The 17,214-nt window shown below is 43.7% G+C and carries 15 protein-coding genes and 1 pseudogene; 3 read left to right on the top strand and 13 right to left on the bottom strand.

Annotated features, from left to right (window positions below):
* Window positions 1-1,858 (bottom strand): annotated as a pseudogene (locus IE130_RS12820) (hypothetical protein); the annotation flags it as partial.
* Between the two features lie 1,396 nt (window positions 1,859-3,254).
* Here IE130_RS12820 and yihG point away from each other — a divergent pair.
* Complete coding sequence (gene yihG / locus IE130_RS12815; RefSeq protein ID WP_189586591.1) at window positions 3,255-4,208, top strand: 1-acylglycerol-3-phosphate O-acyltransferase, YihG family; 954 nt, start codon at window positions 3,255-3,257, stop codon at window positions 4,206-4,208.
* A gap of 249 nt (window positions 4,209-4,457) precedes the next feature.
* A complete protein-coding gene (locus tag IE130_RS12810; RefSeq protein WP_189586588.1) occupies window positions 4,458-5,036 on the top strand; it encodes a hemerythrin domain-containing protein in 579 nt (192 codons plus the stop codon).
* A gap of 57 nt (window positions 5,037-5,093) precedes the next feature.
* On the opposite strand, the gene modB is transcribed toward IE130_RS12810, so the two are convergent.
* The 12 genes from modB to surE all read right to left on the bottom strand — a co-directional run bounded on the left by modB (window position 5,094) and on the right by surE (window position 16,092).
* Complete coding sequence (modB, locus tag IE130_RS12805; RefSeq protein ID WP_189586585.1) at window positions 5,094-5,792, bottom strand: molybdate ABC transporter permease subunit; 699 nt, start codon at window positions 5,790-5,792, stop codon at window positions 5,094-5,096.
* A gap of 308 nt (window positions 5,793-6,100) precedes the next feature.
* Window positions 6,101-6,943, bottom strand: a complete 843-nt coding sequence (gene modA, locus IE130_RS12800; protein ID WP_189586581.1) for a molybdate ABC transporter substrate-binding protein — start codon at window positions 6,941-6,943, stop codon at window positions 6,101-6,103.
* Between the two features lie 18 nt (window positions 6,944-6,961).
* Window positions 6,962-7,453 carry a molybdenum cofactor biosynthesis protein MoaE gene (locus tag IE130_RS12795; RefSeq protein ID WP_189586578.1) on the bottom strand — a complete coding sequence of 164 codons (492 nt, stop codon included), beginning with the start codon at window positions 7,451-7,453 and terminating at the stop codon, window positions 6,962-6,964.
* A 50-nt stretch (window positions 7,454-7,503) separates the two neighbouring features.
* The gene (locus IE130_RS12790) at window positions 7,504-7,785 is read right to left on the bottom strand and encodes a MoaD/ThiS family protein (protein ID WP_189586576.1); all 282 of its coding nucleotides are present in this window, start codon (window positions 7,783-7,785) and stop codon (window positions 7,504-7,506) included.
* 101 nt (window positions 7,786-7,886) lie between these two features.
* Window positions 7,887-8,393, bottom strand: coding sequence for a cyclic pyranopterin monophosphate synthase MoaC (gene moaC / locus IE130_RS12785; protein ID WP_189586573.1), 507 nt, complete (start codon window positions 8,391-8,393; stop codon window positions 7,887-7,889).
* A gap of 36 nt (window positions 8,394-8,429) precedes the next feature.
* Window positions 8,430-9,158: a molybdenum cofactor guanylyltransferase gene (gene mobA, locus IE130_RS12780; protein ID WP_189586570.1), complete on the bottom strand. Its 729-nt coding sequence runs from the start codon at window positions 9,156-9,158 to the stop codon at window positions 8,430-8,432.
* A 6-nt stretch (window positions 9,159-9,164) separates the two neighbouring features.
* Window positions 9,165-9,695 carry a molybdenum cofactor biosynthesis protein B gene (moaB, locus tag IE130_RS12775; RefSeq protein ID WP_189586567.1) on the bottom strand — a complete coding sequence of 177 codons (531 nt, stop codon included), beginning with the start codon at window positions 9,693-9,695 and terminating at the stop codon, window positions 9,165-9,167.
* Between the two features lie 57 nt (window positions 9,696-9,752).
* Complete coding sequence (gene moaA, locus IE130_RS12770) at window positions 9,753-10,865, bottom strand: GTP 3',8-cyclase MoaA (protein WP_189586564.1); 1,113 nt, start codon at window positions 10,863-10,865, stop codon at window positions 9,753-9,755.
* Window positions 10,866-10,987: 122 nt separating this feature from the next.
* Window positions 10,988-12,283, bottom strand: coding sequence for a molybdopterin molybdotransferase MoeA (locus tag IE130_RS12765; RefSeq protein ID WP_189586561.1), 1,296 nt, complete (start codon window positions 12,281-12,283; stop codon window positions 10,988-10,990).
* 640 nt (window positions 12,284-12,923) lie between these two features.
* The gene (locus IE130_RS12760) at window positions 12,924-14,228 is read right to left on the bottom strand and encodes a lytic murein transglycosylase (RefSeq protein ID WP_189586558.1); all 1,305 of its coding nucleotides are present in this window, start codon (window positions 14,226-14,228) and stop codon (window positions 12,924-12,926) included.
* Window positions 14,229-14,325: 97 nt separating this feature from the next.
* Window positions 14,326-15,132, bottom strand: a complete 807-nt coding sequence (locus IE130_RS12755) for a peptidoglycan DD-metalloendopeptidase family protein (RefSeq protein WP_189586555.1) — start codon at window positions 15,130-15,132, stop codon at window positions 14,326-14,328.
* A 147-nt stretch (window positions 15,133-15,279) separates the two neighbouring features.
* Window positions 15,280-16,092 (bottom strand): 5'/3'-nucleotidase SurE, encoded by an 813-nt coding sequence (gene surE, locus IE130_RS12750; RefSeq protein ID WP_189586552.1) that lies wholly within the window; start codon window positions 16,090-16,092, stop codon window positions 15,280-15,282.
* Between the two features lie 550 nt (window positions 16,093-16,642).
* Between surE and IE130_RS12745 the strand changes: the two genes are divergently transcribed.
* Entirely contained in the window at window positions 16,643-17,077 is a 435-nt protein-coding gene (locus IE130_RS12745) for an MCR_0457 family protein (protein ID WP_010199041.1), read from the top strand.
* Window positions 17,078-17,214 lie beyond the last annotated feature (137 nt).

Here is a 17,214-nt window from a genome sequence, read left to right as displayed (position 1 = left end):
TTGAGCCAAATCCTGAAGCAATGGCTCTACTACCTGAGGTGGTTGCGTAAGATCCTGATGCCGTGCCTTCAAAACCAGTGGCGGTGGCTTCTAGACCAGTTGCCTTCACATTGACACCAGTTGCTGTTGTATTAACAGCGGTGGCTTTCGCATTGCGACCCAATGCCGTTGCATTCTCTCGAGTGGCTTGTGCGTTTTGTCCAGTTGCTGTGCTGTTTAAACCTGTTGCTCTACTGCTCACACCGGTTGCCGTTGTATTCTCTTGGGTAGCTTGTGCATCTTGTCCGGCTGCTGTGCTATTTAAGCCTATCGCTCTGCTACTCACACCTGATGCTGTCGTATTTGTATTGGTGGCTTGTGCGTCTTGTCCATTTGCTGTGCTGTTTGCGCCCGTTGCCAGAGCGTTCACACCAGCTGCTGTTGTATTTACAGCGGTAGCTTGTGCGTTTTGACCCATTGCCGTTGCATTTTCTTGAGTGGCTTGTGCGTTTTGTCCGTTTGCGGTGCTGTTTGAACCCGTTGCTCTACTACTCACACCAGATGCTGTCGTATTTGTATTGGTCGCCTGTGCATCCTGTCCGTTTGCTGTGCTGTTTGAACCTGTCGCTCTACTGCTCACACCGGTTGCCGTTGTATTGATGGCGGCCGCCTGTGCATCCTGTCCGTTTGCTGTGCTGTTTGAACCTGTCGCTCTACTACTCACACCGGTTGCCGTTGTATTGATGGCGGTAGCTTGTGCATCTTGTCCGTTTGCTGTGCTGTTTGAACCTGTCGCTCTACTACTTACACCAGCTGCTGTCGTATTTGTATTGGTCGCCTGTGCACCTTGTCCAGTTGCTGTGCTGTTTGAACCTGTCGCTCTACTACTCACACCAGCTGCTGTCGTATTTGTATTGGTCGCTTGCGCATCTCGTCCAATTGCAGTGCTGTTTCCACCCGTTGCTTGAGACTGTGCGCCATAGCTGCTTGAATTTGCACCGCTTGCTATGGCGCTCTCTCCAATAGCGGTACTATTTGCTACTAATGCTTGAGAACCATTACCGATGGCAATCGCTGTTGGGTCTGATGCTGTCGCGGCATCTCCATTGTTACTGTCACCAGCCCCTAGTATCTGTCCACCACCAATAGACACTCCCGATTGTAGGTTACCTGCTCCATCAGGACCTAATGATACTGATGAAGTACCAGCTCTATTTTCAACAACAACAGCTGCACCCTCTGTTACCTCGACATCACCGACGAACTCCTGCCCACATGACGGCGCATCTGCGGCATCAGCATCCAATGCAAGTGTAGTAAATCCAAGTGCAATACCTGCTGCTTGAGTCACTAGTGAGCCAACAACAAGAATAGAACCGCCAGCCCCGGCACCAAAAGGTAACGCCTGTATTGCTTCACCAGCTGCTTCTACAGCTATTGCAGCTAAATCAACACCTATCTGAGTATATTCTAGAGTACGAATTTCATTATCAATAGTTTCTGAACATTTTCTATTAGTTCTATCTGAATATCCTGATGACCCTGGCCCTGGCCCTGATCCTGTAGACTGTGGAGCCGTACCACCTACTGGTGCAGTTGGCAGATCATCTGGCACAACTACGGGTGCTGGTGGATTGTCTATACTGTCTATTAACTGATCTATATAAGGCCGGTTGGTATTGAGTTCATTAGTGTTAGTTTGTGTTTGAGCTTCATTTGCAGTGATCCGATCACGATTACTAACAATGACCTGACCCTCATCAAAGTATTCGTAGCTATTATCAAGAGGACCTAACGCATATGATGGAAAACTGACTGCACTCATTGCAATTATGAGAGCAGTTCTTTGTAAAATAGGTGTTTTAGTTGTCTTCATCATGATAAATACTCTATTTTAAATAGGAATTCATTACAGCATGGAACAAAAATATTTTTGAATTTGCAAACAAATTTCGTATTTTTTCACATGCTCGATAGATAGTTCATATAGGGGTTTACAGAAAATTATTTGAGAAAATGCTGAATAAATTGTACCGATATGAAAAATATTACATCTTTAAATAGGGCTTCTTGATGATGTAAATAAAAGTTGTTTAAATGTAATTGAAACTAAGTGACTATGTAATATTATTATTGTTTTGTAAACATTGCAAGCATATATTTATATAATCGAATATCTATTAGATCTGACAGAATATGGCCATAAAAAGACAGAACCACATATCTGAAATTTAAAAAGGTGCTATTCGCATGTTGATTCAAGCGCCAAGCGACTATATCTCTACATCGTCAGCCATCATAAAAGTATGATTCTCTCTAATGGAAAAATCTTGGTTCTCTATTTATTTAAGATTCACCGCTCTCACAACACTCCTGAAATTAGGATGCAAACCATTGATTTAGATCAATTCGATGGCGGTAGAATGCCTTTAGAGATGGTCACCAAATTAACCATATCGCATCGCCATTGTTCTCACGGTATAGAGTTATACCGAAATATATTAGGGGTCTGTGCTGAAACCTTTAGAACTACAGATAGCCTGCGACGTATAAGCATCAAAACTTAACGCCTAAAATTCAGCCTTAGTAAAGTATTGAAGTGTGGGTAAGAAGTCCCCTAGCACATAAGCAGCACCTTATGGCACTTTTATATTCTGAACGGCTTGATTGAAAAAGGATAATGATAGCGGTGATTAACGTTAGTCTTTTTAGATTAAGCATGAGTGATCCTGTTTATCATCGTGATATCCTTATCAAGTATGTTATCTATTAACATCTTAAATCTAACAAGATTATTGCAGGCGTCAGTAGATGCATTCGAGTCATTGATGATGCCTACTGTGACAATTCGGGGCGCGTTAGGACGTGTAATCAATCTGAACGGAAACGACTACATGAGCCAAACATAGATAAATCTTGCCAAACAGTGTTAAATAGCGGGTCAACAAAAATTTATAGCTTATTTTGGTACACAAATGGTGTTCCAATTTTATTTACTGAGTCAATGGCGTTAGAAATTACTCAAAAACGCTAGAAAACACCGCCAACAAGTGGATAATGATAGGTCGAATCTTCTCAATTCCAGTTTATACGCTCATAAAAACCAAATATGGTCAGTCCTCTATAAATCAGATACGGTGTCAGGCTCGCTTAGTCTACTATTTGTAGTACTTTCCCTTGCCTTCCTTGTATCCAAATTATATTGAACCGACTATGGTTAACGAGCGTTCAGTGAACTGGAGTCATTATCAGTTAGTAGAATAAAAGGATTTAACATGCGACTGTCATCATTCATGCAAAAAATGCACAAACGCAACCCTAAACTGGGCAAAGTCGCCTCGCTTGCGACGGCGACAGGTGTGCTTGCTGGTAATAGCTTAATCGTTGCGCTACCCGTATGGCTGATGGGTGCTACCAAAGTCGTGACCGGTGCAGCGATCGCTGATGACACGATGATCAAAGTGACCAATTATTGGATAAACAGTAATAACGCTTTAATCGATAATATCTTGCCAGAGAAAGACTGGCGTATCAGCCTACCCGATGACGTCAATATGCAGGGCAAGTACCTACTGATGAGTAATCATCAATCATGGGTAGATACCAGTATCGTGCAATATATTAGTGAAAATCGCTTACCATTAACGCGCTTTTTTACCAAGTTTGAGCTGATATATATTCCTGTTATTGGTCAAGCGTTTTACTTTTTAGACTTTCCTATGATGCGTCGGCACTCTAAAGAAGCGATTGCTAAAAACCCAGCCTTACAAGGTAAGGATATTGAGGAAGCAAAACGCGCGTGCGCCCTCCTCAAAGACAAACCCTTTACCTTATTGAACTATTTAGAAGGGACGCGCTTTACCCAAGACAAGCATGACAAACAGCAGTCACCTTATAAGCATCTGCTCAAGCCTCGCGCGGGTGGTCTCTCATTGGCGATCAATGCGTTGGGTAAAGAGATGGATGGCATCTTGGATATGACCATCGTTTATCCTGACGGGGTGCCGACGTATAGTGATCTGTGGAAGGGCAACATTAAGCGTTTGGGTGTCGACGTGCGACATGTCGAGATACCTGATGCACTATTTGATGCAGTCAAAAACGGTGGTTATGAGAATGATGAGGCCATCAAGGCGCAAATGTTTGCTTGGATAGAGGAAATGTGGCATCAAAAAGATCAGCGTATTAGCGCTATGCTGGCTGAATTTGATAACCGTCCTGACGTCTAAACCAATCAATAGAAAAGTTAATAAATAAGGCTTATATATTTTGATACTTTGACCCCCACATTAAAAAAGTGAGTGGGGTGTCAAAAAGCATGCTTGGTGGTTAGAGCATGACTATAGTTAGGTCAATACAAGAAAGAGACAGCGCAGAGAATATTAACTAGCTGTTTGGCAAGATTTAGCCGTTTTTAACCCATTTAGTCACTTTCGTTCAGATTGAGGACACGCCCTGACTCATCAAGGTATTTAAATATGAAACGTGCCAATCAATTACAGCCATTATCTCGCCAGCATCACCTTGGTCTTAACTTGTCTCGTCATGCGAAAGAATGCACTGACACGGTTACAGAGATTGCCAAGCACTGGCATAATCTCACCGCTTATATCGACGATATGCAATATCACTTTCAGATTGAAGATCATTTTCAGATTGAAGATCATTTTCAGATTGAAGATCATTTTCAGATTGAAGATCATTTTCAGATTGAAGATCATTTTCAGATTGAAGATCATTTTCAGATTGAAGACAACTTAATTGCTAATGCGTTAGAGCCTTATCGAGCATCTCAACCTGAAGTAGCATCGGTATTAGCGGCGCTTGCTGGTCAGCATAAACGCTTGCAGACCCTGATAGATGCGGGTCAAAAAACGGCGAGTCAGTCTCTAACGAGAGTACAAGTCAGAGAGCTTGGCACGTTACTATACGACCATATTCGTTTTGAGGAGCGCGAACTATATCCTATTGTAGAGAAGTATCTAACAGAGGATGAGCTGGATGCTGTTTATCAAGCAAGCCCAGACAGTATTAAGCGCTCAGATGAGAACCGCTAGAAATTAGAGTATGTTAAAAATGCGGTTTGCGTCGCTTCTATTGGCGTTAATTGAGCATCAGCGTTGATTTAGCTTATTGACAGTGGCAATCAAGGCGACCATGATGATACCAATGATAATAAGAATGCCGGACATCATATGTGCCGCTTCATAATTCAGCGCCTCAACTTGCTCATAGATAGCAATCGAGACGACTTTGGTCTCACCTGAGATACTCCCACCTATCATCAATACCACTCCAAACTCGCCAATGGTATGGGCAAAGCTAATTAAGCTGCCAAGAATAATACCAACGCGCGCTTGTGGCAATGCTACTTTCATAAAGCGCCTCAGACGACTTGGCTCCAATAAATGCGCCACTTCGATGACGCTGGCTGGAATGCGCAAAAACTGAGCGTAGACAGGCTGAATATAAAAGGGCAACGAGTAAATAATAGAGCCGATGACAAGCCCTTCAAAGGTAAAGATGAATGGGCTGATATCATGCTCAGCGAGCCATCTACCGATACCCACGTTGGGGCTTAATAGCAGTAATAAATAAAAGCCAATCACGGTAGGCGGTAATACTAACGGCAACGCGATAACGCCCATTAGTAAGACTTTAAAACGACTAAGTACTCGGCCACGGCTCGGTTTGGCGAGCCAATAAGCGACAGGCGTGGCAAACAGTAATAAGCATAAGGTCGTAACACTAGCGAGCTTAACGCTCACCCACAATGGACTGAGCATGTCTGCCATAAAAGATTGGGCTATCATAACGTCATTGCTCTTTCTTGGTCGTTGCTAGCCATTAATGATCGTAACAAGTAATATAGTCAAAATATACTAAAAACGCGACGGTCTTGCTGATATCAATTTTTTGTCGCCTCTGTCTGTGTAAGCACAGCAAGCAAGGAAAATTAATATCAGCAGTGCCTGATGGTTCAATATTACTTTTCACTCACTATATCATTCACAAAAATTAGAGTAGCAAGGAAAAAGAGTGTAAGTACTACGCATTGTAGGCCAAGCGATTTTGACACAGCTAATCGTATTTTTGGGTCTGGTATAAGGATAATGCTTGGTTATTTAACCATTAGATAGCCGGCTTGTGAGAAATAGTGTTGTCCTGCTTTCGAGCGTAAATAATCTGTAAAATCTGTAGCAATGAGTGCATCACTAATAACGATACCATCTTGCAAAATCGCTGGATAAGAGGCTGGTGCTAACGTGATGAATTGTTCGGGTTTGGCTTTGATAGCGATGATTTGTGACTGTGCAACAAAGCCATAATCCACACTACCCGTATGCGCATATTGAAATGTTTGGCCGATATTTTCTGCTTGTATCAGGCGTTTTTGCTTATTTAAAGTGTTATATAAATTTTGCGACTGTAAATAGGCTTGTGCCGATGCGCCATAAGGGGCAAGCTCAGGATTGGCGATGGCTATCTTGCCATTAGCGTCTTTTATTAATAAGTCACTCACTGCTGCTGGCTCAAGCCCATGCAATGACTTAGTGACGCTATATAGTACCAATTGACCTTGCGTATAAGTAAATGGTGTATAACTCTCATTATTTTTATCGTTGTCTACGACTCTTTCAGCCGCCAGTTTGGCAGGGAATTCTTGATTGGCAGATAAGAATATATCGTAAGGTGCCCCTGCTTTTATTTGCGCGTATAACTTACCTGATGAGGCATAAGTGACGTCAATATCCTGCGCCGCTAAGTTTTCATCTGTTTTATAACCGTCAATAATTTGAGGCAATACATCCGATAAATTGGCAGCAGCAGCGATACGCAGGGTTTGAGTTTGCTCAGGTGTCTGGCTAGCAGAATCCGTGTCAACCGTATTTTCTGATGTACAAGCGCTTAACGCTACTAGTAAAAATGCAAAGATAGGTGTCACTGCCATCAACTTAGCCATTACTAACCATCCTCGTTCTTAACCGTTATTGCTAAGCCACTTCGAAACATCATTGTCGTAATACTCTTGCTTCCATACCGGAATGTCTGCCTTAATCGTATCTAGTATCCAGCGGCAAGCATCAAAAGCGGGATAACGATGGGCAGAAACCACGCCCACCCAGACAGCGACATCGCCTATCTCTAAAGCACCAATACGATGGATGGCAATAGCATGAGTGATTTCAAAACGCTTTTTGGCTTCTTCGATGATAGCGCGACCTTGATTCAGTGCCAAGTCTTCGTAGCCATAATAGGTTAAGCGTTCAACGCTGGTGGCATTATTGTGATTACGTACTCTGCCCTCAAAGCAGACAAAAGCGCCGCAGCGATCATCGTCGAGGGTGTCTTTGAGTCGGCCTTCATCAATCGCCACATCCAATAACGCAAAGCCATCACGCTCAGCGATTAGATAGGCTTCGTCGATGCTACGCTTGATGGTCATTGAGTGGCTATGGACGTTATCTGTCATGTGATATCTCTATTTGCTGTCTTTTTAAATAGGAAGCGGTCTACTAAAATTTAACCACCCGCGACTGGCGTGATAAATACCACACTGTCACCATCATGGATCTGGTCTGTCCATTTAACAAAGTAATCATTTACCGCCACGCGTAGCTCTGCCTGCGGGCGACTAAAGCGATGCTTTTGACTGAGTTGTTCGTACAGCTCAGTTAATGAGGTCGACTGCTCAACGCTGAGCGTTTCTTGTTGGCAGTTGGCTTCATCCGCTAAGCTGGCGAAATACAAGACGTTGATAGTCATCATCGATTCAGTGTTTGGTGCTACGTCAATAGTACTCATAAAAACCTTCCATTCTGTGTAAGCTATCAAGCGTTATACTGATATTACTGCTCATTTAGTAATGCTCATCGTGAAAAAATTCCATCAATCTAAGCCTGATTTTAAGCATGACTATAATCTGATTTGCCGCCCGTTTTTGTCACCAAATGAATATTATCAATAACGATATCATGCGATAGTGCTTTGGTCATATCATAGATGGTCAGACAAGCAATGCTAACGGCGGTTAAGGCTTCCATCTCGACCCCAGTTTTATGCGTGACTTTGACAGTGCCGCTGACGATAATGGCATTTAGGTCGTCATCATAAGCAAAGGCTAGACCAATCTTGTCTAGCGGCAATGGATGACACAATGGAATCAAATCGTGTGTGCGCTTGGCGGCCATAATACCGGCGATATGTGCCGTCTGAGTGATGCTACCCTTTTTAGTCATGCCATCAGCAGCTTTGATTTGCGCATAAATCTCGCTTGGAAAACGCACTTGTCCGACCGCGTTTGCTTCTCGCGTCGTTGCCATCTTGCCACTGACATCGACCATGGTAATATCACCATTGCCATCTAGATGCGATAAGCTAGATTGTCTGCTTTCCTGATTATTGCTATTCATTGCTAATTTCTCTTAATAATGTCTCTTGATAATTTTTTATAAATCGCTTAACGCTGCGCAGGCACGTTGGAAATCTTCAGGGGTATTAAAGTTGGTTAGACACTGCCAATTTTCTGTCAAAGGCACAGCTTGCGTAAGAGGCTTAATAAATGACATGACACGGCGTTGACCGCTATCAATATAAGCCTTTAAATCGGCCTCAATACTCAATTGATACAGCCCTAACAACGGATATAGATGGCTATCATCGGTTAGGCAAACCACTTTTTTATCGGCCACTTGACTAATCACTGGTTGTAATTTCTGCCACAAGCCTGTTGCCGGTATTAAACTATCGCAGCTAATAACGAGTAACCATGATGAGCCGGATTTTTGGTTTGGCATTGTATCAGTGAGCTTGGCTAATGTCTGCAAAGCTGATTCAATAGCAACCAATGCTCCACCGTTATCACTCTGCTCGTCATCATTGACAGGAGTGTAATCAGCAATATGCATCATTGGAGATTGTGGATTACCAATACTTAAATCTAAATCAACCGTAAAACCACGCTCATTGTCCGCAATCATAATCGGTATATTGAAATCAGTTGCATTTTCGGCAGCTGCTTTTAGTTCAAGGACATGACCCACATGATAGTCTAACAGCCGCTCACCTGTCGGTAGGGTGAGTTCCGCTTTGGGCACGCCCATACGCTTGGACGCGCCACCCGCTAAGATGACTACGCCTGCCAAACTATTTAGATGTGGTGCAGTATTAGCCATCATTAAATATCAGTCATGGCCAGGGTTTTGTGCCAAAAAGTGTGGCACAAAATTGCACGGACGAGTACGACTATCAAACTGCTCTTTCAAGATATTTTCCCAGCCAGTACGACACGCGCCTGATGAGCCGGGTAAGCAAAATATACCCGTGCCATTTGCCATGCCAGCAACCGCTCGTGATTGTACCGTAGACATGCCGATCTCATCTTTTGAGATGAGACGAAACATTTCACCAAAGCCATCGATCGACTTATCAAACAGTACTTTTACCGCTTCTGGCATACTGTCTCTGATAAAAAATCCCGTACCGCCCGTTGTAATCACCGCTTGAACCTTTGGATCTGCAATCCAACCACTGATAACCGCTCTTATCTGATAGATATCATCAGAGATCAGCTGCCGATCTGCCAAGTGATGCCCTGCTTCGGTTAAGCTGTCTGCCAAGTATTGTCCTGAAGTATCTTCTGCGAGTGTGCGACTGTCGGAGACGGTTAATACGGCAATATTAAGCGGTGTAAATGCTGCAGCGGGTTTGCTCATAGAGTTTCCTAGAGAAGGTGATGTTAATGTTTAAAAAAGCGTAACGTGCTCATTAATTTAACCGCCAATGATTGACAGGTTGTGCATAATGCCACTATTGGCATCATGCAAATGATGATGCTCAGGTTTAATCGGCATAAAGCTATGGAGATCATTGACTAAACCCTGCACATCATTGTTCTGTAAATGCTGACGAATATCATAGTTGCCTTGATCGAATAAGCACAGATGCACTTTTCCTTGACTGCTCACCCGTAGGCGATTGCAGGTATCACAGAAATGCGCCGCGTAAGGGGCAATCATACCAATGCGTCCCATATAATCAGGATGGCTGTACTCTACTGCAGGACCATCGCTACTGCCACGCTCATGTGGCTGCCAACCATGCTCTAATAAATAATCGGTAATAATATCGGACTGGGCATGCTGGGCAAAAAACAGGTCGCTATTGTCACTGGTCTGCATGAACTCTATAAATCGATAAGTCACTTGTCTATCTTTGACGTAATCAATGGCATCTATCAGATTTTCAAAGGCAGTTTCTGCCATCAACACACTATTAATTTTAAGCTTAATATCCGTGGTTTGGAGTAAGGTATCCATATCAGCGAGCAGCTGTGGCAAGCTATCAAAGCCCGTCATCTTATGAAAGGTAGCAGCATCAAAGCTGTCCATGCTGATATTTAACTGGTCGAGTCCAGCGGCTTGCCAACTGGCTAAATGCTTACCGAGCTTATAACCATTACTGGTCATCGCCACCGTTTCAATGCCATCAGTTTGTTTGATGGTTTCAATAATCTCGACGACATCGCGACGGATAGAGGGCTCACCGCCAGTGATTCTAACTTTTTTGGTGCCGACTTGAGCAAAGCCGCGTATCAGTGTGGCAATCTCAGGGACACTGAGCTCATCATCAGGGCGTTTGCCTTGATAGCCGTTCGGCAAACAGTATTCACAGCGAAAATTACAGAAGTCAGTAATAGACAAACGCAGATAAGTGAGACGTCGAGCAAAACCATCAGTTAACGGTTGAGAGTGCTCAATATCTTGCTCGGTAGGTGCTGCTACAGACGGGACTTGATATTTATCAAAAGCCGTAGTGGCTGTTAATGTAGACATACTAGGCGAATACAGTTGTGCATGGCCTATCTTAATGTTGTCATCACTCATATTTTCCTACCATCAGTAGTGCTTGTGAGCAGCATTACTTTATTATTCGTGTTTGGCCTACCATTGTATGATTTATTTTCAGCTTTTTTGTATTCATCTTATAGAGATTTAGAAAACTGTCACTACGCATGTAGCCAAGGGAACGGCTGCACAATGACGCTATCACCTGATGCCACATTACCACTGTCTTTGTCCAAAACAACAAAACAATTCGCTCGGCTAAGCCGTTTGATTCTATGCGATTGCTGACCTGAGAAGCACTCAACTTGATAACTGCCAGCGTCGTTTTGTGTGAGCCTACCGCGCTGAAAGTCCTTACGACCGGCTGATTTTCTGATATCGTTTGTGAGTGTCGCTTTGACACTCAGTTGCATGGGTCGCTCTGCCAGACCAGCGCCTGACATTTGCCACAATGCTGGTATCACAAACTGTAATGCCCCAACGACCGTCGATAATGGATTGCCCGGCAGACCAAAATATAACACGGGTTTGGCTATATCTTTATTTAATTCACCAAACACAAATGGCTTACCCGGCTTCATCGCGACTTTATAGTGGTTAATCTGACCCAGCTGTTCAATCACGGTAGTCAAAAAATCATAATCACCAACCGAGACGCCAGCCGTGGATATCAGGACATCGCAGTCTTGCATCGCTTTATGGACAGCGGCAGTCGTCTGCTCTAGATTGTCAGGGATAATGCCGTAATCACGAATGGTCACCGGCAGATCAGCCAGCATGGTTTTGAGTGTTGGCGTATTGGAATTATATATTTGCGCCAAGCTTGTCAGCTCATTGCCAACGGCAACCAGCTCATCACCAGTCGCTAGCAAGCCTACCGTCAACGGCTGAAATACTTTGACTTGGCTGGCTCCCAAATTAGCCAGTAAGCTAATATCAGCAGCATTAAGGCGTTTACCTACCTTCAATACGGTCTCGCCCGATTCGATTTCTTCACCTTGTTTGCGAATATTGCTATCGATCTGAGCCGTTTGCGACAGCGTCACCGTGTAAGGTTTTGATTTATCGATTGTATCTCTAATAGCGGCAAAGTTAGTATTCTCTTGCATGATGACCGTGTCACAGCTATCTGGAACGACCGCGCCAGTAAAGATACGCACACCTTGTCCCGCTGCTAGCTCGCCAGTATAAGCACTGCCCGCTTGTGATTCGCCAATGATTTGAATGCTGCTGTCGTTTGATATATCACTGCCATGAGCAATGGCATAACCATCCATCGCTGATAGATTCTGCCTTGGTATATCGAATGTTGCGGTGATATCTTGCGCCAGTATTTGGTTACGACTGTCTAGCAGCTCACAGCTTTTGAGCACCCTTGTTGGTAGTGGAAAGTCATTATTATTATAAGTATCTACGCGCAGCTTTATCGCTGTCTGTAACGCTTCCATCGTAATCATAGGGGCACACTCTGTTTGTCGGTTGTTATTAGGATTACATTATAGTGAGGCATTGCTGACAGTTTATCATTTGCAGCCCGTATTTTTTGCTATCAGCGTTAATTGCATCTCTTCTACAATTGCATCCTTTCTATTTGTTGTAGCCGGTTTTATATAACGTCAATGTAGGCGTACTTACATTTTTGATAGCATCATACAAATAGGTTTATATAGCACCGTTCTCGTTAAACACTAACAGATAATCGACATCAGGGCATGTCCTCAATCTGAACGGAAGAGACTAAACAGGCTAAATACCATCAAACTGTATCAAATAGCTGGTCAATATCTCGATATTGACCAGCTATTTTTCTTGTTTGGCTACCGTTTATCTCATTTTATCTCGTTTTTATCGCCATTTTTAAAATGATGACATGCCCGAATAGTGAGTACTTAATTTTAACTGCTTAATTTTCAATGCGAGCCTTTTAACTCAGTACCGTTTAAGTCAGCTGACACCTGTAAATCAATGCCTTTAGATAGGGCATAAAAAAGCACCTAGGTTAAGGTGCTTTGTTGTGTTCATAATTATTTATAATCATGAACACAGTCGTCAAAAACGGTGGCGTTGATTATTGCATAATAGCGCCAGCAACCAACTTCACCATGATGTCAATGAAGAAGCACTACGCTGACTGATAAAACCGTCTGGCGTTTGAGCATTATCTGCTTGCCAGCGCTGGAATGCTTTGCGGGTATTGGTACCGATAATACCATCTGTGCCTTTGGTGTCATAACCTGCACCAGTTAAGCGCTGCTGCAATCTGGTCACTTGAGAAGTCGATAACGGGTTTTCATAGCGCGGCCATGATTTTCTTAGACCACTTTGCCCAGCCAGTGCTTTACCGAGCAAGCTCACACCCAGCGCATAGCTCGATGAGTTGTTATAGACTTTGATCACATCAAAGTTTGGGCTTAACAATAGCACTGGGCCATCTTTACCCGCTGGTAGCCATAGCTCCATTTGCGTATTGGCATCGAGATAAATATCATCTATGGTATCAACACCAAGCGCTGCCCATCTGGCCACAGGTTGCTTGCTACCGACAACTGAGTAATCAAATGAAGCTGGAACCGTTACTTCATAAAAAGGCGCCAGACCGCGAACCCAGCCTGAATTGCTGAGATAATTGGCAGTAGAAGCCAAGGCATCACCCGTTGACCATGGGTTGCGATGACCATTACTATCGCCATCGACACCATGCTCTAACCAAGTACCTGGGATGAACTGCGTCTGTCCCATACCGCCAGCCCAAGAGCCTTCTAACTGCGACCAAGACACGTCACCGCGCTGCAATAGCGTCGCTAATGACAGCAACTGCGTTTCGGCGAACTCTTGGCGACGACCATCATAAGCAAGGCTAGAGAGCGCGCTTGGCAAATCGCTATTGCCAGTCACCACACCATATGACGACTCCATGCCCCAAATCGCAGCGATGGTTTCGGCACTTACCCCATACTGTGATTCTAATTGTGACAAAAATGCGCGTTGCTCAGCAAACTTACGCTTACCCGTACTCACACGCCCATCTGATACCGCAGAATCAACATATTCCCACGGCATCTTTGAAAACTCTGGCTGTCCTGAGTCAAGCGAGATGACCTGCTGATTTAAGTAAGCAGAATCCATCAGACGTCGAACCGTTGAGGCATCATAGCCTGATGACAGCGCACGCATGGAGAAGTCAGACTTCCAATCAGAAAAGCTGTTGTAGCTTGGTTTTGCCACTGGTTGCGGCTTGATAACCGGTGCTGGTGTTGGCTTTACTTGGATGGTTTGGGTCTGGGTAATCTGTACATTACCTTGACGCACAGGCTTGCTAGGCTTCTGCATCGCCTGTTGACTGGTACAACCTACCATCACTAAGGCAGGAAAAAGGGCAATATACTGTTTTTTTAACATCATAAAAACTCTCAATTATGAATAAGTGACTTAGCGATTAGCGGCAACAATTAGCAGCAGTTCATCAAATTTAACGTCAAGGTATTTAACGTCCATGCATTTAACGTCCAAGTACAGCCCGTGGATCGATAGGATTGCCATTCAAGCGCACTTGAAACTCTAGGCCGACTTGGTTGGTTTGACCACTGCTACCCATACTGGCAATACGCTGGCCAAGTTGTACTTGCTCGCCTTCTTTGACCAGTAATTGACTATTGTGAGCGTAGGCGGTGATGTAATTATCGCTGTGGCGAATCATGATGAGGTTGCCATACTCTGGTAGACCACTGCCCGAATACAGCACAGTTCCAGATTGGCTGGCAAGCACAGGATCACCTTCGTTACCAGCAAACCACATGCCCATGTTACCCGCTGCCGCATCAAAGTTACGAACCACTTGGTTACGACTTGGATAGTCATAGCCTGATGTCGCGTTGGCCGTTACTTCATATGCTGGCGTTGGCGTGCTGTTGACAGGAGGCGTATAAGTCGGCTGTGACGGAGCAGAGGTATTAGCACCATTATAAGTGTTATAGCGATTGTTGCTAGCTGCCGTTACTGGCGCGCCTTCCCATAGCTTCAACCATTGACCGCTATAGATGGTATATTTACTATCCAAACCGTTCATCGCCCCAATTTGACGATAGCTCAAGCGATAGCGCTCAGCGATTTGACTGACCGTATCGCCACGCTGCACGCGATGATAGTTAGGAACGCCTTTAGCATTGGTAATAATCTTAGGTCCCGCTTGGTTAGCTGATTGGTAAGTAGGCTTCGTCGCACAGCCGACTATCGCTAACGATGCTGCTGTCAACGTTCCTATCAATGCTACCGTTGCCAAGCGCGATCCAGCAATAAGCTTCTTCATACAAGATTTCCTATTCTTTATGTTACTCACAAACTCCTTGTGCTAATCACAAGCATTTTGCTAACTTTTATACCGTTTAATTTTTGTCAAATACCATCATCAACAACTCGATAATAAATGATTTTTCTAATCTTTGGCAGCGCTAAATTATAGCATTAACGCCGACAGCCTATTGAGAGTGTCTGCTGGCGTGTGATGCAAGCGTACTGGCGATAGACTAATATAACCCGCTGCCACCGCTTGGTCGTCCGTCATATTAGTTGCCGATGACTGAGTGTCTTCAATTTCTGATGGCGACTTGTATTGCTGCTTACGTAGCGATAGCCAATAGGCATCTCGCCCGCGCGGATCCACCATATGGTGCACAGGCCGTGCTATTTGGCTATGTCCCAGACAGGTAATTTTTCGGCCTTTGATATCATCGGCATCATTTACATCGGGGATATTAACGTTTAATACATGATAGGGCAAACTTTTGAATGCCTGTACTATAGATGTTTCGGTTAGCAGTTTGACGATTTCATCGGCAGCCATTTGATATCGGCTCGTTTGATCTTGTCCATCGCCTTTCATCCTTGCCCCTACCAGAGAAGTTGCAATTGCAGGCAATCCAAAGAGCTGCGCGGTCAATGCCGCGCCAAAAGTGCCCGAAAACAATACATCTTGCCCCAAATTAGCTCCTGAGTTAATACCGGTAATCACGCAGTCAAAGTGTGTGTCTTGATATAACTCGTGTAACGCTAAATAAACACAGTCCGCAGGCGATCCATTAACCGCGATAAACCCCGAGGGTAATTGATGAGTATATAACGGCTGGGAGATGCTCAAGGCGCTACCACAGCCACTCTGCTCATTGTTTGGGGCAACGACCATCACCTCGCCAACCTTTGACAAGGCTTGCGCTAATGCTAACAATCCTGGCGCATGTACCCCATCATCATTACTCACTAAAAATTTCATTTGTACTCAATATATTTAGGTTTGACCGTCTGTCTGCTTGTCTACTTTAAAAGGATAAAATTGTTATACTCAGCCCGTTATTTGACGGTTTATTGCTTAGCGCAACTCACACTGACGGACGGCTAAAAACAATTGTTATCACTCAGTTTTCTCATAGCAATGGTCATTATTAGGTAGCACCTTATCCTTATAACGGTGTTAGGTGCAACGACATTGTGGGCGATTATACCTTAATCGTGGAGAGACACGAACCCACTCTTTGCGCTGAATTTGCCTGTTGCTTGACATGATCCTTGATCTTTCGCGGCAGTCAAATCGCAATCTGAAAGTAAAACTGGTCGGTAACACGTTACAATAGACAACAACGCACAACAATATAAACTTATACTTTTATGCTGACGTAACTTATAAGCTGATGCTACTGATATGTTGCTGCAAAATGCCTTTAGCTCACAATATATCTACACATAAATCAATATTTTATGTGACTTTTGTTTTTTTACCCATTAACATATGACCATTAAATAAAGATAAGCGAGTGTGATACTGAATGAATAATCAATCGATATTATCTATAGCTTCTGTGATAGCAAAGACCGCCTCAAAAATTGGTTTTGCAGGACTGATAACGTCTGTTGCCATGCTGTCTCAAGCGACCAATGCTGCACCCAATCCAGCAACCACTATCCCATTGGATATGTCTGGTATGAATATCACCAAGCATGAAATTGCCGTGATGCAAGTATTGTCTGAGATTTGTCCACCGATGCTAAATGGCAAACAGAAACAGCGTTTTTATAAGTCTTATACCGTTCAGTTGCATGAATTGATGCCGTCTTTAGAAGATCCAAAAGCGGCGATTCAATATCTATCAACACAGCAGGATTATCGCCAAATATTACAAGGTATCCGTAGCTGGACCATGGGCTTCTCCAAGCAAGAGAACAAAGCCTTGTGTGAAGATTTAGCAAATGCTGAATATTAATTACGATGCTTTTAGTTTTATGACTAAAACGCAGACATTATTAAACCTAAAAATACTACTCCATATAACCAGCTTTATTATTCAATCGGATATAAGCAGCAATAAATAACCATAAAAAGCACAGATATTGCTGCTTT

It is taken from the genome of Psychrobacter glaciei (genome assembly GCF_014652895.1).
GTDB classification, from domain to species: domain Bacteria; phylum Pseudomonadota; class Gammaproteobacteria; order Pseudomonadales; family Moraxellaceae; genus Psychrobacter; species Psychrobacter glaciei.
This window is presented reverse-complemented; position numbering and strand designations above follow the sequence as displayed.